The following is a 20,605-nucleotide window of genomic DNA, read 5'->3' on the forward strand; positions in this document are numbered from 1 at the left end:
ACTTTTATTCTACATGATCTAGTTGACAAATTCAAGCCCCCTTGTTAATGTAGTCTGTGTATGATTAAAATCAAATTAATCCAGTAGAAAGTTGGAGGCATTTTTATGGATATGATACAGGTTCTTGCGAAAGAACTGGAGGTTCAACCTTCGCAGGTGGAGGCCGCGGTTAAATTAATTGATGAAGGGAATACAATCCCGTTTATCGCCCGTTACCGCAAGGAGGTTACAGGCTCTTTAAATGATGAGGTGCTCAGAAACCTCTATGAAAGGCTGATTTACCTGCGGAATCTGGAGGATCGGAAAGCTCAGATCCGGTCTGGAATTGAAGAACAGGGTAAGATGACAGAGGAGCTCTCGAAAGCGATTCAGTCGGCGCAGACGCTGGTGATGCTGGAGGATATCTACCGCCCATACCGTCCGAAACGCCGTACCAGAGCTACAATTGCCAAAGAGAAAGGCTTGGAACCCCTGGCAGACATTATCTGGCTTCAGATGACGAAGAAGCCGTTGGAGGATGAAGCAGCCGCTTATCTGTCTGAAGAGAAGGGGGTGGAAACTCCGGAAGAGGCCATTGCAGGAGCCTGTGACATTCTGGCTGAACGTATTTCGGATGAAGCGGATTACCGTACAGAGATCCGGAGGAGAACCAGAAAAGCAGGTAAGGTCACCACAGCCGCTAAAGACGAAAAGGCAGAATCTGTATATGAAATGTATTATCAGTTTGAAGAGCCTGTATCTAAGATAGCGGGTCACCGGGTTCTGGCCATTAACAGAGGTGAGAATGAAAAGTTTCTGACTGTGAAGATAGAGACTCCAGTGGAGGAGATCCTCAGGTATCTGGAAAAAAAGATAATTGTCAGAGACAATCCCTTTACAGTACCGGTGCTGAAAGAGGTTGCTGAGGACAGCTATAACAGGTTGATCGCACCCGCCATAGAACGGGAGATCCGCAATGAGCTGACAGAGTCGGCGGAAGACGGCGCCATCAAGGTGTTCGGCAAGAATCTGGAACAGCTTTTAATGCAGCCTCCCATTTCAGGCCAGGTAGTCCTGGGCTGGGATCCGGCTTTCAGGACAGGCTGTAAGCTGGCGGTGGTTGACGGCACAGGAAAGGTGCTGGATACCACAGTGATTTACCCCACGGCCCCCACCTCACCCGCGAAAATAGCGGCAGCTAAGGAAACACTGAAGAGACTGATTAAGAAATATCACGTTACCCTGATTTCCGTTGGCAACGGGACAGGCTCCAGAGAATCGGAGCAGATCATCGTGGAGCTTTTAAAAGAAATTACAGAGCCTGTCCAGTATGTGATTACCAATGAAGCGGGAGCCTCCGTCTATTCTGCCAGCAAGCTGGCAACAGAGGAGTTTCCTAATTTCGATGTGGGACAGAGAAGCGCTGCGTCTATCGCCAGGCGTGTACAGGACCCTCTGGCAGAGCTGGTAAAAATAGATCCCAAATCCATTGGTGTTGGCCAGTATCAGCATGATATGAATCAGAAGAAGCTGGGAGACGCTCTGACAGGAGTGGTAGAGGACTGTGTAAACCGAGTGGGCGTGGATCTGAATACAGCGTCCGCTCCTCTGATGGAGTATATTTCAGGCATCACCAAGACGGTTGCAAAAAATATTGTGGCCTATAGGGAAGAGCATGGCAGGTTTACAGACCGGAGAGAGCTTTTGAAGGTGCCTAAGCTGGGACCGAAGGCTTATGAGCAGTGCGCGGGCTTTATGAGGATTGCCGGCGGCAGGAATCCGCTGGATGCCACCAGTGTGCATCCGGAGAGCTACCAGGCGGTAGAAGAACTTTTTTCCAGGCTAAAGATGAAGACCGAACAGATACTGGATGGCACGGCGCTGTTCTATATCAAAGATTATAAAAAAATGGCTGAAGATCTGGGAATCGGTGAAATCACGCTCAGGGATATTATCAAGGAGCTGCAGAAGCCGGGAAGAGACCCCAGAGAAGACATGCCGAAGCCGATCCTGCGCAGTGATGTTCTGGATATGAAGGATCTTAAGGAAGGAATGATCCTGAAAGGTACAGTCAGGAACGTGATAGATTTTGGGGCTTTTGTGGATATCGGAGTTCATCAGGACGGCCTGGTTCACATCTCCCAGCTGACGAATAAAAAGTTTGTTAAGCATCCGCTGGAAGTGGTGAGCGTGGGAGACATAGTAGAGGTAAAAGTCTTAAGCGTGGATGTGGCGAAAAAGAGGATTGGGTTAACGATGATCCTGTAATGAACGTAACTGGTAATATAAGAATTCAACATACAGGAATTGTGCGGGATAATGAATCAGAAAGATGGCGAATTACAACTGACAGCAGCTGTAATTTGCCATCTTTTTTCTGTTACTTTATGGCTTCTGTTTCGATGATGAATTTCACATTTCCATCCATGGCGTCTGTCTTTCCGCTAAATGTGTCATATGCGCACGTGTTTGAGTTGAGAGCTTCAATCCGGTCCATGAGCTCTCCAAATTCATCTTTCAGGGCGGAGGTCATTTTCTCGATTCCTTCCTCGTTAAATTCCTGCATGCCGTCCTTGAGTTCCCGGGCGCCGTCTTTTATCTGTTCAATTCCGCCTTTTACCTGGCTGCTGCCGTTCTGAAGGGTAAGCGCCCCGTCAGACAGCTGTGCTGTTCCGGTCTGAAGCGTCTGGACGCCCTGAAACAGCAGCGGATTGCTCTGAGTCAGTTCTGCTGCCCCGGAGATGAGATCGCTGTTATGCTGTCCGAGCGTATCAAACCCGTACAAAAGTGTCTGGATACCTGCGCCTGCTTCAGGAAGGCTGGCTGTCTGCTCATTCATTCCTTTCACCTTGCCGGAAAGGCTGCCGATGGCGGAGTCCAGCTGCTGCATTCCATCGTTCAGAGCGTTGACGGATTGCTTCAGAAGAGAGACGGAGCCAGTGGGAACCTGGAATGAGGATAAAGCTTCCAGTTGTTTTTGCATGGTTTCCAGTTGTGAACTGAATTCTGGATTGGCCAGAAAACTGGCGAACTGCTGAGCTGATGTCTCCAGTATGGTGAGGGTCTGCATCAGAGGGGCGAGAGCTTCATCCGGTATGGTTATGTTCAGGTCAGAGGCGCTGATAGGCTGTAATGCTTCCGGCTGGCTCACTGTCACATCACCGTCCAGCTGCTGTAAAGCGGTCTGCAGCGCCTGTGCTGCTTCGGGATTCGCAGACTGATCCAGAGCATCCAGCTGGCTCTGGATGGCATTCCTGGCGCCTGAGAGCTTTTGATTGGCCTCTGCCTGTACCTGGCCGGCTTTTGTCTGCATTTCCGTATTTTTGGCTTCAATCTGAATGTTTAACTGTTCGGCGGCCGACTGAGCGGTTGCGGCTGCGGCGGAAGAGAGGCCTGATTCCAGTGTTTTCAGCTGCTCCTTTAGCTGGGAAGCTGCCCCGGCTGCTGATTGCAGAGGAGTTGCCACCTGGTTCTGAAGTGTAGAGGAAAGAGCCTGTGCTTCTGAAATGAGCTGTCCGCCCAGCTGTTCCACGGAATCCAGAGAATCCAGGATGCCGGACATTTTATCGAGATTATCCTTTAAGAGCTGTGTGCCGGCTGCCAGCTGCCCGGAAGCTACCCTGAGATCCTCATCAGCAGAGCCCTGACCGTCCATGGCGCTGTAGAGCAGTGCGGTTCCCTCATGGATATTATTCAGGCCGGCGATCAGAGGTTCCAGCTGCCGGGCTCCGTCAGCAATCTGTTGTTCTCCGTTCACATAGCTAACAGCCCCGTCGGAAAGCTGTGCGGCGCCATTTATATAAGTGGTGATGCCTTCCGCAAGTGTATTTGAACCGCTGGCGGCTGTATCGATGCCTGCTTTTAATGTCTGGATTCCGCTGTCCAGCTCCTGGTAATTGGAATTCAGTGTATCTGTTCCATTAAATAACTCCTCAGAGCCGTCAACCAACTGTAGAGTGGCCTCCTCCAGATCGTCCAGCGCCTCTGTCAACTCGCTCATGTCAGAAATGCCATTGGTATCCAGAAAATCCAGTATATCCGATAGGGCGATGGTGAAGGTAGGATCCATGGAAAAATTCTCTACATCGGCGGAGATTTCCAGAGTTTCAGGGATATCAAGTGATAGAAGATCCGCGGAAGAATCTGTCTTATTCAGGCCCAGGCTGTCTGCGAGGCCGGGCATTGCGATTCCCAGCACAATGCTGCGCTGTCCGTCCGAGATCACTTTTCCATTATCAATTGTAACATTGGAAAATATCTCGTCAGGCAGGATCATCCCTGTGAGCAGCGCAAAAGGAGTGTAGATGGATTCTTTTTTTCCGTCTATCTCCACAGTCTGGCGGGTGTTATTTTCATATGCTACTTTTATCCGGAGGCGGCCGCTTTTTCCAGAGAGATCAGAAGGATTCATTTCCTTCCCGTCCAGGTAATAGGTAAAATGAACAGAGACAGGAAGCTTTTTGTCCGTACTTCCCTGGTAATAAATGTCTTTGCCTTCAGTCTTCCAGGTCAGGGAATTACCTGAGGCCTGGTAGGTTTCATCACCTTTTACATTTTGTATGTCTTTTAAAATACTGGAATCCTCCAGTTCTTTTTCAGATCCTGCATTTTTCAGCCAGTTGGATACGATGACAGAAGTCTGGTTGCCGGATGCGTCGGCATTTACGTATACAGTTTCTTCTTTATAAACATTGTCTGTATTTAACTGCTTAATTGACGATTCTGCGGCAAGAACCGGAACTGCGCCAACGACGACAGCCAGGCTCGCGGCCAGGGAGGCGGTGATTTTGCGCTTCATTTTTCTATTCCTGTTCATGATAGTAGCTTCCTTTCTTTGTATTCTAGGTTTATTATAATAAAAAATGACCAATAGTCAATATTAAAACCCCACAATTTAACGGAGTATAAAAAATGAATTTTGGTCATTTTTGCATACTTGACTTTTTAGCGGATATGTAAAATAATGAAGCTAAATGGAGGAAAAATCATGGGAAAACTGGAGATTAATAAAAAACTGAAGCAAAACTCTCTCTATCAGGCAGCTTTTGACCTTTTCACCAATAAGGGCTTCGCAAAAACTACGATTTCAGATATAGTAAAAAAAGCAGAGCTGGCAAAGGGGACCTTTTATCTTTATTTTGAAGACAAGTATGAGCTTCGGGATAAGCTGATTGCCCGGAAAGCAGGGCAGCTTTTTCTGGATGCCTATGAGAATCTTATAGAACATCCGGTTTCCGGTTTTGAAAACCAGATTTTGCGAATGATTGATTATATCGTAGAATACTTGAGAAAGAATCACATGCTTCTCCAGTTCATTTCCAAAAATCTGTCCTGGGGGATTTTAAAAAATGCCTTTGAAAAGACAGTTCCCGATGAAACGCAGCAGTTTTATGAGTATTATCTGGAGCTCATGAAGAAAAGCTCCGTTGTCTGCCGACAGCCGGAGCTGATGCTTTTCACGATTGTGGAGCTGACAGGCGCCACCTGTTACAGCTGTATCCTGCATAATCAGCCGGTATCCATGGAAGAGTACCTGCCGTATCTCCATCGGTCGGTTCATGAGATTATCCGGTCTTTTACAGAATCAGATCAGGACGTGCTTATTCAAACTGACACAGGGAAAGACGCATGAAATAGCCCTGGTCATGTCCGCATACGGGGCAGGTCTTCGGTGCCTCCAAGCCGTTGCAGACATATCCGCATTTCAGGCAGATCCAGTCGATCTTGGTATCGGATACAAACAGTTTCTTTTGTTCCACAAGCTCAGCAAAGCGTCCGAAACGGTCGCCGTGCACCTTTTCGATTTCAGCGATCTGGTGGAAGGAGAATGCTACTTTGGAGAAGCCCTCTTCTTTAGCGACGTTGCCGAACTTCTGATAAATGTCATCGTGCTCTTCGTATTCGTTATGCTGTGCAGCTCTGAGAAGCTCGCCGGCATCCGGGTAAAGGTCTACCGGATAGCCTGCATCGATGACGACCGTCTTTCCGCTCAGCTCCTGCAGGTGGTTATAGAAAATTTTGGCGTGCTGCTGTTCCTGGTCGGCTGTGAAGCGGAAGAGCTGCTCCAGCACATGAAAATGCTCTTTTTTTGAAAAATCCGCGCTGAATACATAACGGTTGCGTGCCATGCTTTCTCCGGCGAATGCGCGCATGAGATTCACTTTTGTTTCACTTTCCATAAAATTAACAGACATAGTAACTACCTCTTTTCTTTTTTTACAGTATTTCCCTGAGAAGTGGTTTTATGCAGTTTTTGCTTGCATATTGATGTTTGATCCGCTATAATAAGTTTGTAAAAAAAATAACGGAAATCTTCAGGGCGGGGTGTAATTCCCCACTGGCGGTATAGTCCGCGACCCGCTGCAGCCAGCAGCGGCTGAACCGGTGTAACTCCGGTACCAACAGTTAAAGTCTGGATGGAAGAAGAATCATGATATCATTGCGTACTACGCCCTGGGTTTGTGTCCGGGGCGTTTTTTATTTTATAGGAAAGTTCAATCTATGGAATAAAAACCCTACAGGGGATGCGCACTCCGCGCTATGCTGTTCCGCGTCTCAAAGAGGCATGCGCAACGGTATACACTGGAGTATATTATCCGAGAAGATTCCCGAAAAAGGACATATAGTAAAAAGAAGGAGTGACAAATTATGGAACGTACAGCAGGTAAAACAAAAAGACCGGTTTCCGGCACAGCAGGAAAAACGAGAATGCTGGTGCAGATCGCCATGCTGGCGGCAGTAGCGGCAGTACTCATGCTTTTTGAATTCCCGGTGCCCTTTGCCCCGCCCTTTTATGAATTGGATTTCAGCGAGGTACCGGTACTGATCGGAAGCTTTGCTATGGGGCCTTTTGCCGGAGCCTGTATTGAACTGGTGAAGGTGCTGATCAATCTGGTAATCAATGGGACAGACACTATGTTCGTGGGGGAACTGGCGAATTTCCTGATCGGCTGTGCCCTGGTAGTGCCGGCAGGAATGATTTACAGAAAACATAAGAGCAGAAAATATGCTATGATCGGCATGCTTGCAGGAGTTATCTGCATGGCTGTGATCGGCGCCGCAGTAAATGCATATATGCTTCTTCCTGCTTATGGAAAAGCGTTCCATCTGGAAGTATCGGCCTTCGTAGAGATGGGTCAGGCGATCAATCCGGCGATTAACAGCCTGTTCAGATTCTGTCTTTTGACGGTGGTTCCTTTTAATCTGGTAAAGGGGCTTGCGGTCTCTGTTATAACTTTGCTATTATATAAGCATATCAGCCGCTTGCTGAAGAGCCATAGCTCATAATACAGCCGGCGGGGTAAATACAGATCAGGAAGTGAAAATTATGGCACAGATACAAGAAGTAAAGCAGCTGACTGAAAATCCTTATGTGAACCTCTATCAGGTAAAGGGAACCAATAAAAAAGGCCGGCCGGCCAATTATTTCGTAGCATCAAGAGCAAAACACGTAGAAAATCTGAAACTGAAGACCGGGGAAAACACGCCGGACGGCGTTGTTATCTACAGCCTTTATGGGGAAAAGCACGATAAAATTGTGCTGATCCGTCAGTACCGTTTCAGTATTGACGACTATATCTATGAACTCCCCGCAGGTCTGGTTGAGCCCGGAGAGGATTACCATGCGGCAGCAGTTCGTGAACTCCACGAAGAAACAGGCCTCATCCTGGAACCGGTAAAAGCCGATCCCATGTTCGAAAAGCCGGGTTACACAACCATCGGTATGACAGATGAGTCCTGCGCGACCGTATTCGGATATGCCAGCGGAGAGGCAAGCCTGAAATATATGGAAGAAAACGAAGAAATAGAAGTGGTACTTGCAGACAGAACAGAGGCCAGAAGAATCATGAGAGAAGAAAATGTGGCAATCATCTGCGCATATCAGCTCATGCATTTTCTCAGCGAAGAAAAACCATTCGGATTCTTGGAAATATAAATCGCGGGTTTGTGGCGAGGTGTGAATGGATATCCGGACGAAAAGCAGCGGGAAAGCTCCGGCAGGCCGCAGCCTTCCATGGCGCCGTCCCTGTTCCGCCCCGCCTCCCCCACCCTTTCGTCCGGGTATCCAAAACACTTTCCCTTCTCCGACCAATTGGAAGCAAAATTTAAAGATATTGTCTAAGATCTCTTTCCAGCTCTTCTTCTAATTTAATCAGTCTTTTGACCAGGTCTTTTGAGGTTTCATCGGCTGCTTTGTACTGGTTGAGATATTTGGTGAGGGACTTGATTCCCATATTGCATCCGTCTGTGATCAAATCGGCGATTGTTTCGTCAGAGTTTTCCATTGTCAGTTTTACGTTGGTTTTGACCCAGGACATGCCTTTGGCCATCATTGCGGGGTCTTTTCCCTCATCCTGGTACTGTTCAAGAAGAGCGCGGATTTCGTCTTCCAGTTTTTCGTGTTCTGTGCGGTATTCTCTCAGAAGCCGCTTCAGGTCATCGTTTTGGGCTTTTTCCAATACATCCTCAATGGAGGATACGCCCATTTTTACTCCGGCATCACACTCTCTTAATAATCGAATGGTATCCTGTTCTACCATATTACACACCTCCTGTTTATTCCCGGCAGACGACAAATCAAGTGTACAAGTTTACGTACACATTTGATGGTTGATGCAAGGCTTGAATGTCTTGCTTTTTAATGCGGGATATTTGTTTTTCTATAAACAGGATGTCCGGATTCCTGGAATTTTATGTGCGGAGAACGAATGGTTCCGTTAGAAAGGCAGCCTACACCACAACGATGATTGAGGGCAAGCTGCACCGCTGCCTTACCGGCATTGACAAGCAGACAGAGATAACTACGACCCTTTGTTTTTTTCCTTGCTATGCAAGGCTTTTTAAGGTTTGTTTTTGGGTGTTAATGGTTTTATATTAGCTGTCCGATTTTAGCAGATATAGGCGTTACAATTAGAAGTTTTATGCTTTTAGAAACAGAACTGTTCTGTTAGATGTTTCTGCAGTCTAAATATTCTAAAAATCTTTTTACTGCAAGGGAAACATTTTTTCTGTCCCTCATTGCAAGACCCAATTTTCTAAAGGATGGCGCATCAATCTCTTTTGTAATAATACGATACGGCGTTCTTCTCAAAATAAGCTCTGGCAAAATGCTAATACCAAGTCCTTTTTCCACCATAGACATTATGGCGTAATCATCAACTGTTATAAATTGAATGTGGGGAGTAATTCCACAGCGTTCAAAGATTTCCGATATTTCCGCTTTTTCTCCCTTTTCAAGTAGCATAAAAGGATATTCCGCCAATGCAGAAGCGGGAAATTTATCACAACTGCTGAGAGGATGATTTTCGGGAAGTACAACGAGCAACTTGTCTTGTTCCAAAAACTCCATTTCCAAATCGGAGTGTGTTGGAACTCTTGTAAAACCAACATCAACTCTTCCTTCGTTTATCCACGCTTCAATATCTGCATAGTGACCAAGCAGTAACTCATAGTTAATATTCGGGTATTTCTTTTGAAACTCAGCGATGATATTCGGCAGCCAATGAGTTGCAATACTTGAAATTGTACCAATGCGGATAAGACCGGATTGAAGTCCGTTTAGGTCATCTACTTGCATTTGCAGCTTCATATATTCTTCGCATACATTTCTTGCGTATGGAAGCAGTTTCGTACCATCTGAAGTAAGCTTTACGCCAGTGCGGTTACGTTCTAGCAAGGATACTTTCCACTCTTTTTCCAAATCACCAATCATTCGGCTGATGCCCGATTGCGAATAATTCAGTATTTCTGCCGCCTTTGTAAAACTTCCGCGCTCTACTGTTTTTATAAATGCCATATATTTTTGGATGTTCATATCCATATTGTTATCTCCTGTTATGCGATTTAGTGATTTCAATTATGACAAACATTCGCTTTTTGAATGCTTATTATTATGATATATTATAAAAAATAAAAGTCAATACAACGAGGTAAATCCTATGTTTTATGTTAGCGATATTCAAATAGCAAAACCATCAAAAATAGAAACGGAGCTTCAAGAAAAGGTGTATGCTATACTATCGGAGTTAAATATCCCATTTGAGCGAGTCGATACGGATAAAGCAATTACTATGGAGGATTGTATAGCAATAAATGAAAAACTTGATATGAAAATGGTAAAAACGCTGTTTCTGTGTAACAGACAGCAGACAATGTTTTATCTTTTTATCACTTGTGAAGATAAACCATTTCGCTCCAAAAAATTTAGTGCTGCGCTCGGAATTTCCCGCCTTTCTTTTGCTCCGGCTGAAAAAATGAATGAAATGCTTGGCACCGAAATCGGTGCGGCAACTGTATTCAGTGCCTTGCTCGAAAATGCAGACGATGTTCAGTTAGTCTTTGATAAGGATGTTTTGAAGGAAGAATATTACGGATGCAGTGACGGTACAACTACCGGTTATATGAAAATTAAGACCGAAGATATTCTGCAAAAATTTGTGCCTTTTACAAAGCATACCATATTGTTTGTAGAGGTGTAAATGATAACAATATGAAAAAAGCCTACTTTAAGTATATTTTCGCATTGTTGCTATTCGGCTCAAACGGAATTGTGGCAAGTAACATTCATTTATCAAGCTATGAAATCGTATTTTTGAGAACGCTTATCGGCAGTTTGCTTATGATTGGAATTTTTGCTGCTGCCCGACAAAAGATAACTTTTACGAAAGAAAAAAAAGATATTTTGTTTATTGTTCTTTCGGGTGTAGCTATGGGAATAAGCTGGATGTTCCTTTATGAAGCATATAACCAAATAGGTGTAAGTCTTGCTTCGCTATCTTATTATTGCGGTCCGGTCATTGTAATGGCTCTATCGCCTTTACTATTCAAAGAAAAGCTAACCCTTTATAAAATCATCGGTTTTATAGAGGTGCTTGTCGGTATTTTCTTAATAAATGGAACTGTAGCGGGCGAAAAGATAAATATCTTTGGCGTATTCTGTGGCTTAATGTCTGCGGTTATGTATTCCTTTATGGTAATTCTCAATAAAAAATCAAAAAAGGTACGGGGACTCAAAAACTCTACCATTCAACTTTTGGTGAGTTTTCTGACTGTTGCAGTTTTTGTGGGTTTCAAAACGGGATACAAAATCTCCGTATCGGAAACGGATTTAATATGGGTAATAGTATTGGGACTTATCAATACAAGTTTAGGCTGTTATTTTTATTTTTCCTCTATCGGTAAATTGCCTGTTCAAACAGTTGCAATATGTGGGTACATAGAGCCGCTTTCAGCGGTAATTCTTGCAGCGCTTATACTCGGAGAAACAATGTTTCCATTACAGATAGTCGGTGCGATACTGATTATTGGTGGTGCGCTTTTGGGAGAATGTTATAAATAAAAAATTTCCCTTATTTCTGCTCATAAGGGCAAAAACAAGGGAAAATACATTAAAATAAACTTAATTAAAGCGAAAAGTCTTGTAAATGTTGTGTTTATAGAGAGATTTAGTTTTTAAAAATAATTTAATTTTGATCTTGTATATGTTAAACGCTGGTCATGGCAGTGAATCCCGTAGACATAATGTTCCCCAGCCTAACTGTGGGTTGGGCCAGACTTCATAGCCTGGCAGATGGCGGGCGCCTTTGATCAGATAGGATTTGACTTTTTCGCCATAGAGAAAGGGATCGTTTCCCCGAATGATTCCCCATTCCATCATAAGGGCGGCCGCTCCGGTCACGAATGGGGTGGCAAATGAGGTTCCTGTGAAGGCGCCATAGCCGCCGCCGCTTTTGGTGGATTGAATATTAACTCCCGGCGCAACCAGATCTGGTTTTATTTCCTGGAAGCTGCGGGTGAAGCCGCGGCCGGAGAAATCCGCATAGGACTGGAGAGCGGAATTATAGGCTCCTACTGAAATTGGGCGGCGGGAAGTGGAAGGGATGGTCAGAGTGGTTTCAGGGTTTGACCTGTAAAAACGCGTGTCTGTCCCCATGGTGCCGCCCCCGGGCAGCCACATGTGAAAATTACCGTCCACAATCCGGCGGGGAATGAGACGTATTATCCAGTTGCCGCTGTCTATATAGGATTGATCGCCGGCCGGGATGAAATCAATGTAAATTTCCTGAGAAGTGGAGAAGGGGCTGGGCATTCCGTAAAAAGTAAGAAGCTCTGTGTTCTGTAGACGCAGGCGCAGAGGCCCCAGTATCGGCTGTATCGGACCCACGGCGGTGCCGTTCGGATGTATAATCTGGACATCAATGGTATCTACATAGTTCTTCCATATCTGCACATTTGTAGTGGGCTCATACTGGCCTATGCTCACTTCCACATCATAGGGGATACCCTCTGCAAGCTGTCCTGAAGTATGATTGCCGCTGATGCCTTCATTGCCGGTGCCAATGCAGACTACATTCTGCCCCAGACTGGAGGCAGTGTTGATATAAGTTGATATCAGGGAATCTCCGCCGTGTGAACCGTAGCTGTTGCCAAAACTGATATTGATTGCGGTGGGAATCTGGAGCTCCAGAGACAGACGGATTACGTAGTCAAGAGCCTGCATGAGCTGAGTAGTGCGAGGAAAACTGCCTGGCTCCGGGGTTCCAAGCTTGACAACAACCAGGGGACTTTCTGAAGCAATGCCCCTGAGGGCGCCGCCGCTGGAAAGGCCGTTCCCTGCTGCTATGCCCATTACGGCGGTACCGTGGCCGCTCAAATCTCTGCTGGGAACCAGGCGGTACCGTTCGGCAGAATCCGAAGCGGCCAGGGCTTCATTGATCTGGACGGCGTCATAGAGGGTGCCGGTATGGTAGCCCTGAGGCGGAGCTCCAGGTATGGTCTGATCCCATAAATACAGAAGGCGGGTAGTACCGTCTGGATTGCGGAAATCGGGATGAGTGTAATCAATTCCAGAGTCAATGCAGGCGACCAGAACCCCTGCGCCGAATAATCCGGAAATCCCGGACTGCAAAGGATTGATACAGGAGGAAGCCCTTCCGTTGGATGCGGCAAAATACAGGCGTTTGGGTTTTTCCATATATGTGATCTGAGGCAGGAGGCTGACAGGCTCCACCAGCTCGGCGGGCAAGCGCAGGATGGCGTAATTACCGAAAAGAAGAGTGTATTCCACGGAAGCCTCTGTCAGGAAAGAAATGTCTCCCTGGTACTGTATCAGGACTTCATAAGTCCTGTCCGATTCGTCATATCCCACATCCAGCTGCAGGGACTTGCGCCGCTCCTCCGGCGTGGCGTCCAGTGCCAGGTTTAACAGGTTTTCGATTTTTTGGCTGGGCATACTATGCCTCTTTGTTGTTTTACTTTAAATCTATTCCGGGATCGCCAGAGGTATTTCAGTTGATCTTATTTCTGTATGAAGGAATTTAGGCCCGTGAATAATCCCTGAGGGCGGAAAGAAATTTTTCTCCATATTTTGCGTATTTCATCTCGCCCACGCCGGATACCTGGAGCATGGCCTCTTTGGATGCTGGTTTCAGGATACACATCTGAACCAGGGTTTTGTCGGAAAATATGATGTAAGGGGGGACTTTTTCCGCTTTGGCGATCTCCAGCCTGAGGAGGCGGAGGTTTTCGAACAGATCCCGGTCCATATCACCCTGAACGGAAGACTTTGTCCCCTTCTTAGCTTTTGATGTCTCCTTTTCAGAGGTGTCTTGAAGGGGCTTCTGAGCTATTTTCATGAAAATCTGTCCTCCGCTGAGAATACTGCGGGCCGCTTCTGTCAGCGTTACAACCGGATAATCCCCATCGGATACGCATAGATAGTCGTGCAGAACCAGGTGGTTGGCAACCTGGCGGAGTTGATACAGGGGAGTGGAAGCGCAGCTTCCGTAGTAGGGGTTCCTGTTCAGACCTGCACGGAGGATCTTTGAGCTTCCGCTGCCGTGCAGTGCGTCTGTGACAGTGACAAGGCCATAGGGCCTGGGGCTTTCTCTGATAAAGCTGATGAGGTTCCGGGCTGTCTGTGTGATATCCAGTTCTTCAAATTTTGTCAGGCAGTTGGAACAATTCCCGCAGTAGCTGTCCCCGTATTCTCCAAAATACCGCAGTATGTAGTCTCTCAGGCAGTCGCTGGTAAAGCAGTAGAAGGTCATCTTCCTGAGCCGTTCTCTTTCCCGCTCCCTGATCTGGGCAGCGGTCTCCGGGTCGGAATCCTCCGCAGGCTCCATCTTATCTATGAAAAACTGGTTGGTGACCACATCCTGCCCGGAATAAAGAAGGATACAGTCTGAGGGAAGCCCATCCCTGCCGGCTCTTCCCGCCTCCTGATAATAACTCTCTATATTCTTCGGCATATTATAGTGGAGGACATATCGAACGTTGGATTTGTCGATACCCATACCGAAAGCGTTGGTGGCTACCATGATCTGTTTCCGGTCATAGAGGAAATCCTCCTGGTTATGACGGCGTTCTTCATCGCTTAAGCCGGCGTGATAACGTGTGGCCGAGTAGCCATTTTTGATCAATTCTGAACAGACTTCCTCCACCGTCTTGCGGGTCAGGCAGTAAATGATCCCGCATTCCCCTTCGTGCTCCCTGACCATCTTCATGGCAGCGTTCCATTTGTTCTGGGGCTTCTGGACGAGGAAGCGCAGATTCTTCCGGTTAAATCCGGTGGTTATCTGCAGAGGGTCTCTCAGGCCGAGAAGTACCAAGATGTCGTCGCGCACCTCCTTAGTCGCGGTTGCGGTGAAGGCGGCGATGACAGGCCGGTCATCCAGGAGCTCTGTAAAATCAGAAATTTTCAGGTAGCTGGGCCTGAAGTCCTGGCCCCACTGGGAGATACAGTGGGCTTCATCAACGCTGATCAGGGAGATATGTATTTGTTTAATGGCGCGCAGAAAAGATTCCGTGTGCAGGCGTTCAGGCGCTACATATACGATCTTGTACTGGCCGTTGGCCATATTGGAGATGGCGGCACGGTATTGGCCGGCGGTGAGGGAGCTGTTCAGGAAGGCAGCATGGACGCCGGCCTGATTGAGTGTGGTCACCTGATCCTTCATGAGAGAAATGAGGGGCGAGATGACCAGGGTAATGCCGGGCAGCAGCAGGGCGGGAATCTGATAGCACAGAGATTTACCGGCGCCTGTGGGCATGATACCGCAGACATCCCGTCCCTGAAGTATGCCGTCGACAAGCGCTTCCTGGCCGGCACGAAAGGAGTCGTAGCCAAAGTATTTTTTTAATGCTTCTTCTTTAGTCATAGATGGGTAGGGTTCCTCCTGTTATCCATCCGCGCCTGGTATCGTACCGTTGCGGATGCTTTTGTAATTGCTGTGCGTCATGTCTTCCAGCCGGCAGGTGTCAGAGGGGCGAAGCTTTTTCCAATGAGATCTGGAGACGCATGCCGAGTGCGGCGGCGATTCTCACCATCATTTCCAGGGAAGGGTTATAGTTACCGCTTTCAAATCTGGCGATGTTCGGCCTGGATATGCCCGATCGCCTGGCCAGTTCCTCCTGCGTCATATGCAGCTCCCGCCGGCAGCGGATGTACTGGCTGATGACACCGGCTCTGGTCCTCTGCTGCGTGTGCTCTATGAGAATCTCTTCGTGATCCGATGTATATATAAAATCCATATCTCTTTTCATGGGTGGACCTCCGGAATTTACTGTATCTATTGTATCATATATGATACGAATGTCAAGGCTTTTTAAATTCCTCAAAATCTATTCCCTTTTCGAGCAAATATGCTATAATAGGTTACAACATTTCAGCGGAGGGAAAGGGAGTAGTCATGCAGATTATAATTGTTGGCTGCGGAAAAGTCGGGAGAGCTTTGACGGCCCAGCTATCAAGAGAAGATAATAATGTAACAGTGGTGGATATTAACGCGGACATGGTCAGGAACGTATCCACCATTTATGATGTTATGGGAATTGTAGGAAATGGCACCAGCTATCATGTGCTGGCGGATGCTGATATTGAGCATACTGATATTTTAATTGCTGTTACGCACAGTGATGAGGTGAATCTCCTTTGCTGCGTCGTGGCAAAAAAAGCGGCGAACTGTCATACAATCGCCCGCATCAGGAATCCTGTTTATTCTGCGGAGAGAGAGTTTATCAGGAGAGAGCTGGGGCTATCCATGACGATCAACCCGGAATACGCGGCCGCGCAGGAGATCGCGCGGCTGCTGAGATTTCCATCCGCGATTGATATTGACAGTTTTTCAAAGGGCAGGATCGAAATGTTGCGTTTTAAAGTCCCGGAGAGCTCTTCACTGATCGGCCACGCGCTGAAGAATCTGCCTCAGCAGCTTCAGCTGGATGTGCTGGTCTGCGCGGCAGAGCGGAAGGAAGAGGTCGTCATTCCGGATGGGGATTTTTCCATACAGGCGGGAGACATTTTGTCTATCATCGCGATACCGGGCAATGCCAGCGTATTTTTCCACAGAATCGGCATTCATACCAATCAGGTGAAGAATGCCCTGATCATCGGCGGGGGCGAGATTACGTATTACCTGACGGTGATTTTGCTGAGCATGGGGATTCAGGTGAAAATTATAGAGAAGAACCGAATGCGCTGCGAGGAGCTGAGTGAGTTACTGCCAAAAGCTACGATTATTTATGGAGATGGGAGTGACCAGGATCTGCTGAATGAGGAGCATCTGGAGCAGATGGATGCCCTGGTGGCCAGCACGGATATTGACGAGGAGAACATTATCTTATCGCTGTATGCCAAAGGAAAAGTGAAGTCTAAGGTTGTGACGAAGCTGAATCATCTGGATTTTAACGATGTGATTCACAGCCTGAATCTGGACAGCTTGATATATCCTAAAAATATAACCGCAGAATATATCTTACAGTACGTCCGGGCCATGAGAAATAGTGTCGGAAGCAATGTGGAGACGCTGTATAAGCTCATGGACGGACGAGTAGAGGCACTGGAATTCATCATCAACCCCTTGTCAAAGATGACCGGGATTAAGTTCCAGGATATGAGGCTAAAGAAAAATCTGCTGATAGCCGGAATCGGGCGTAAGGGTAAATTTATCATACCCGGCGGCCAGGATGAATTCCAGCCGGGTGATTCCGTCATAGTCGTAACAACCAACAGCGGGTTTCAGGATATCCATGATATTCTGGAGAAATAGGGGGATATCGGAATGAATTATGCAATGATTCGCTATATTCTGGCCTGGGTGCTGAAGGTAGAAGGCGCGATTCTCAGCCTTCCCTGTATAATCGCCCTGATGTACCAGGAAAAAGAGGGAATCAGCTATCTGATCTGGATGGTGGTCTGTCTGGCAATCGGATTCCTTGGCTCAGTAAAAAAGCCGAAAAATACAGAGATCTATCAGAAAGATGGATTTGCGGCAGTAGCCATGTCCTGGGGTGTTATGAGTCTGTTTGGGGCGATCCCCTTTGTGATGACGAAGGAGATTCCGTCGCTGATTGACGCGCTGTTCGAGATAGTCTCCGGCTTTACGACAACGGGAGCTTCGATTCTGACAGATGTGGAGGCGCTCTCCCATACCAGCCTGTTCTGGAGAAGCTTTTCTCACTGGATCGGCGGGATGGGAGTCCTTGTGTTTATTCTGATGCTGATTCCGGTGAAAAACGGATCGCAGATGAACCTGATGCGGGCAGAAAGCCCGGGGCCGTCCGTCTCAAAATTTGTGCCGAGGGTCCGCAACACGGCAATCCTGCTGTATAAGATCTATATTGTGATGACAATTGTACAGATTGTCCTGCTCCTGTTGACGGGGATGCAATGGTTTGACGCCATGTGTATTTCCTTCGGGAGCGCAGGGACCGGAGGCTTCGGGGTGCTGAATGCCAGCTGTGCGGCTTATACGCCGGTTCAGCAATGGATTATCACGGTCTTTATGATCTTGTTCGGAGTCAACTTCACTTTTTATTATCTGATTCTCTGCAAGAAGGCTGGAGCGGCCTTCGGGATGGAAGAAGTGAGGGCATATTTCGTCGTGATCGCGGTGGCGATCGGAATCATTACCTGGAATATTGGAAGCATGTATTCATCCTTTTCGGAGGCGTTCCGCAATGCCTCTTTCCAGGTGGGAAGTATTATTACAACAACGGGATTTTCAACCACTGACTTTAACCTGTGGCCGGAGCTGTCGAAATATGTACTCGTACTTCTGATGTTTATCGGAGCGTGCGCGGGCAGCACAGGGGGCGGTATTAAGGTATCCAGGATGCTGCTGCTGGTTAAGACCATACGAAAGGAGCTGCAGTCCATCGCTCATCCGAGAAGTATTAAGAAGATCAAAATGGACGGCCATCCTGTGGAACATGAGGTAATGCGTTCCATTAATGTGTTTTTTATCACATATATGGTGATTTTTGCGGTTTCGGTACTGATTATCAGTTTTAATGAATTTTCACTGGAGACGAATTTTACTGCGGTGGCAGCCACGCTGAATAATATTGGTCCCGGTATGGATCTGGTGGGGCCGATGAGCAACTACGCGGCTTACGGGGTCGTGTCAAAGGCAGTGCTGATTTTTGACATGATTGCGGGAAGGCTGGAGCTTTTCCCTGTTCTGATACTGTTCTGCCCGTCTACCTGGAAAAAGAGAGGCTAAAAGGAGGAAATGACGATGAATGACTGGAGAGAAAACGTGCGGAGGGTAGTACCTTATGTGCCAGGAGAGCAGCCTGACCAGGCTGGAATGATAAAGCTGAATACAAATGAGAATCCTTACCCACCGGCTCCCGGCGTGCTGAAGGCGCTGAAGCAGTTTGATCCGGACCGCCTGCGCCTGTATCCAGATCCGTCCGCGGCAGTCTTGGTGGAGGCTCTTGCGGAATATTACCGGGTAAAGCCTTCACAAGTTTTCGTGGGAGTGGGTTCTGATGATGTGCTGGCGATGGCCTTTCTGACATTTTTCAACTCGGACCGTCCGATTCTGTTTCCAGACATAACCTATTCTTTTTACGATGTGTGGGCTGAAGAATTCCGAATTCCCTACCGGCAGGTGCCGTTGGATGAACATTTCCAGATTGTGCCTGAGGATTACTTCTGCGAAAACGGCGGAGTAATATTCCCCAACCCCAACGCACCCACCGGAAAGGAGCTGTCCCTGGCTGCTATCGAACGCGTGATCCGTAACAATCCGGACGTGGTTGTCATTGTGGATGAGGCTTATGTGGACTTTGGAGCCGAAACATCTCTTCCCCTGCTGGAAAAGTATGAAAACCTCCTGGTAGTGCAGACCTTCTCAAAATCCCGCGCCATGGCCGGAATGAGAATCGGATTCTGTATCGGCAACGAAGAGCTGATTTCATACCTGAACGACGTCAAATATTCCTTCAACTCCTACACAATGGATCAACTGACGCTGGCATTGGGAACAGAAGCGGTAAAAGACGACGATTATTTCAAAAAAATGACCGGCAGGATCATCGAGACAAGAGAATGGGCGAAAAAAGTGCTGGCACAGCTAGGCTTTGTCTTTGAGGATTCAAAGGCGAATTTTATCTTTGCATCTCATAGAACAGTGCCGGCGAAAAAAATATACCAGGCGCTGAGAGAACAGCACATATATGTCAGATACTTTGAAAAACCGAGAATAGATAACTATCTGAGAATCACTGTGGGAACTAGAGAACAGATGGAGAAAATGTTTGAGTTCCTGAGAAACTGGTTGAAGGGGGAACAATAAATCTTCCAATTGATCGGTGATGGGGGAGGGTTTTGGATACCTGGACGAAAGGGTGGGGGGAGCGGGGCGGCGCCATGGAAGGCTTCGGCCCGAAGCCCCGTCTGCCCGTCAGGCAGCAACCCCTGGAGCTCTCCCGTTGCTTTTCGTCCGGGTATCCACCCCCACCTCGCCACCCAACCATTTAGTTGTGGTGGCCAATTTTTTGGATGTGTTTGTGATGCAGGCCTGTGATCCAGTCTACGTCGTCCGTGTACCAGCTCATGATTTCCAGCATTTTTGTTTCCCATGCGATGGTATTCTGGCGGTCTTCTTCGGTTTCGGCGGTTTCCATTGTTATGTCGATTTCATCGTATCCGAATATGTAGTCTCCGGCGTTCCAGATGGAAAAATTGCTGTCTGGTCCGGGATTGACTGTATTGCCCCGCTGTTCTACAAGAGCGTCGTGGCGGCGCTTGTACTCTTCCTGTGTGCCGGGTTTGAGCCGTGTGGCAAATACCCGGTGGCGGATCAGTTCTTTGTTTTCTCTGACAATTCCAAAATCCTGGTACATGAGTCTCATGGGTTCGCCTGGTGTGGAGATCCATTCGAAGGTGTCACCCATTTCTGCTCCGAGCTTCCGGAAGAGTTCCCAGTCCCCTTCGGACGGGGATACGCCGTCTTCGGTTTCACAGTATCCGAAGATCAGCTCTTCTATATTCCACAGGCTGAAATTCCTGATGCCGATGCGGTCCAGGGCGGTTGTCAGAGAGCTCCAAATCTCGCCCAGTCCCCTGCGGTATTCATTGAAACAGCCGGGCTTGATGCGCATGGCTATAGCATGTCTTTCCATGGTAACCTCCTAATTTTTATGATTATACAGTTTAACATAGCTTATCAGGCAGCGCAAGCTGTTTGGGGGCTGTGGCGGATTTACGGAAGTGCTGGACATGTCCGTGTTTATGCACTAATATAGAAATATCAACTCATACCCGCGGGGCACCCCGTGAAACATGCCCTGACGGGCGGGGGAACAGCTTACGCTGTTCCACAAAGTATAAATGGAG

General features: G+C 47.5%; 17 protein-coding genes and 1 riboswitch. Of the genes, 9 read left to right on the top strand and 8 right to left on the bottom strand.

Translation table 11 applies throughout. From position 1 onward, the window contains the following. Nucleotides 1–105: 105 nt before the first annotated feature. Nucleotides 106–2,247: a Tex family protein gene (locus tag H9Q79_RS15105; RefSeq protein ID WP_249328661.1), complete on the top strand. Its 2,142-nt coding sequence runs from the start codon at nt 106–108 to the stop codon at nt 2,245–2,247. Nucleotides 2,248–2,359: 112 nt separating this feature from the next. Here H9Q79_RS15105 and H9Q79_RS15110 read toward each other — a convergent pair whose 3' ends face one another. Beyond that, nucleotides 2,360–4,795: a YhgE/Pip domain-containing protein gene (locus tag H9Q79_RS15110; RefSeq protein ID WP_249328662.1), complete on the bottom strand. Its 2,436-nt coding sequence runs from the start codon at nt 4,793–4,795 to the stop codon at nt 2,360–2,362. A 171-nt stretch (nt 4,796–4,966) separates the two neighbouring features. On the opposite strand from H9Q79_RS15110, the gene H9Q79_RS15115 reads away from it, so the two are divergent. After that, nucleotides 4,967–5,611 carry a TetR/AcrR family transcriptional regulator gene (locus H9Q79_RS15115; protein WP_249328663.1) on the top strand — a complete coding sequence of 215 codons (645 nt, stop codon included), beginning with the start codon at nt 4,967–4,969 and terminating at the stop codon, nt 5,609–5,611. On the opposite strand, the gene rbr is transcribed toward H9Q79_RS15115, so the two are convergent. Further along, complete coding sequence (rbr, locus tag H9Q79_RS15120) at nt 5,580–6,173, bottom strand: rubrerythrin (RefSeq protein ID WP_118647614.1); 594 nt, start codon at nt 6,171–6,173, stop codon at nt 5,580–5,582. The genes H9Q79_RS15115 and rbr overlap by 32 nt on opposite strands. Before the next feature lie 112 nt (nt 6,174–6,285). Further along, a riboswitch (FMN riboswitch) is annotated at nt 6,286–6,411 on the top strand. A gap of 216 nt (nt 6,412–6,627) precedes the next feature. Here rbr and H9Q79_RS15125 point away from each other — a divergent pair. Next, nucleotides 6,628–7,266 carry an ECF transporter S component gene (locus H9Q79_RS15125; protein ID WP_249328664.1) on the top strand — a complete coding sequence of 213 codons (639 nt, stop codon included), beginning with the start codon at nt 6,628–6,630 and terminating at the stop codon, nt 7,264–7,266. Between the two features lie 40 nt (nt 7,267–7,306). Further along, nucleotides 7,307–7,915, top strand: coding sequence for an NUDIX hydrolase (locus H9Q79_RS15130; RefSeq protein ID WP_249328665.1), 609 nt, complete (start codon nt 7,307–7,309; stop codon nt 7,913–7,915). Nucleotides 7,916–8,084: 169 nt separating this feature from the next. On the opposite strand, the gene H9Q79_RS15135 is transcribed toward H9Q79_RS15130, so the two are convergent. Beyond that, nucleotides 8,085–8,519: a hypothetical protein gene (locus H9Q79_RS15135; RefSeq protein ID WP_118647612.1), complete on the bottom strand. Its 435-nt coding sequence runs from the start codon at nt 8,517–8,519 to the stop codon at nt 8,085–8,087. Nucleotides 8,520–8,926: 407 nt separating this feature from the next. Beyond that, entirely contained in the window at nt 8,927–9,799 is an 873-nt protein-coding gene (locus H9Q79_RS15140) for a LysR family transcriptional regulator (protein ID WP_118647610.1), read from the bottom strand. 118 nt (nt 9,800–9,917) lie between these two features. On the opposite strand from H9Q79_RS15140, the gene H9Q79_RS15145 reads away from it, so the two are divergent. Together H9Q79_RS15145 and H9Q79_RS15150 are read left to right on the top strand one after the other, a co-directional pair. Continuing rightward, entirely contained in the window at nt 9,918–10,457 is a 540-nt protein-coding gene (locus H9Q79_RS15145; RefSeq protein WP_249328666.1) for a prolyl-tRNA synthetase associated domain-containing protein, read from the top strand. A gap of 11 nt (nt 10,458–10,468) precedes the next feature. Continuing rightward, nucleotides 10,469–11,317, top strand: a complete 849-nt coding sequence (locus H9Q79_RS15150) for a DMT family transporter (RefSeq protein ID WP_249328667.1) — start codon at nt 10,469–10,471, stop codon at nt 11,315–11,317. A gap of 156 nt (nt 11,318–11,473) precedes the next feature. On the opposite strand, the gene H9Q79_RS15155 is transcribed toward H9Q79_RS15150, so the two are convergent. The 3 genes from H9Q79_RS15155 to H9Q79_RS15165 all read right to left on the bottom strand — a co-directional run bounded on the left by H9Q79_RS15155 (nt 11,474) and on the right by H9Q79_RS15165 (nt 15,522). Beyond that, a complete protein-coding gene (locus H9Q79_RS15155) occupies nt 11,474–13,210 on the bottom strand; it encodes a S8 family peptidase (protein WP_249328668.1) in 1,737 nt (578 codons plus the stop codon). 85 nt (nt 13,211–13,295) lie between these two features. Beyond that, entirely contained in the window at nt 13,296–15,137 is a 1,842-nt protein-coding gene (gene recQ / locus H9Q79_RS15160) for a DNA helicase RecQ (protein WP_249328669.1), read from the bottom strand. Nucleotides 15,138–15,237: 100 nt separating this feature from the next. Further along, nucleotides 15,238–15,522, bottom strand: coding sequence for a helix-turn-helix transcriptional regulator (locus H9Q79_RS15165; protein ID WP_118648305.1), 285 nt, complete (start codon nt 15,520–15,522; stop codon nt 15,238–15,240). 146 nt (nt 15,523–15,668) lie between these two features. Between H9Q79_RS15165 and trkA the strand changes: the two genes are divergently transcribed. The 3 genes from trkA to hisC are packed head-to-tail and all read left to right on the top strand — an operon-like array spanning nt 15,669 to nt 19,562. Continuing rightward, the gene (trkA, locus tag H9Q79_RS15170) at nt 15,669–17,027 is read left to right on the top strand and encodes a Trk system potassium transporter TrkA (RefSeq protein ID WP_249328670.1); all 1,359 of its coding nucleotides are present in this window, start codon (nt 15,669–15,671) and stop codon (nt 17,025–17,027) included. A gap of 12 nt (nt 17,028–17,039) precedes the next feature. Next, the gene (locus tag H9Q79_RS15175; protein WP_118648307.1) at nt 17,040–18,482 is read left to right on the top strand and encodes a TrkH family potassium uptake protein; all 1,443 of its coding nucleotides are present in this window, start codon (nt 17,040–17,042) and stop codon (nt 18,480–18,482) included. 15 nt (nt 18,483–18,497) lie between these two features. Then, nucleotides 18,498–19,562, top strand: a complete 1,065-nt coding sequence (gene hisC / locus H9Q79_RS15180; protein WP_249328671.1) for a histidinol-phosphate transaminase — start codon at nt 18,498–18,500, stop codon at nt 19,560–19,562. A gap of 181 nt (nt 19,563–19,743) precedes the next feature. Here hisC and H9Q79_RS15185 read toward each other — a convergent pair whose 3' ends face one another. Next, nucleotides 19,744–20,391 (bottom strand): L-rhamnose mutarotase, encoded by a 648-nt coding sequence (locus tag H9Q79_RS15185; protein ID WP_249328672.1) that lies wholly within the window; start codon nt 20,389–20,391, stop codon nt 19,744–19,746. Between the last annotated feature and the right edge of the window lie 214 nt (nt 20,392–20,605).

Origin of the sequence: Wansuia hejianensis, assembly GCF_014337215.1 — a bacterium.
GTDB lineage: Bacteria > Bacillota > Clostridia > Lachnospirales > Lachnospiraceae > Scatomonas > Scatomonas hejianensis.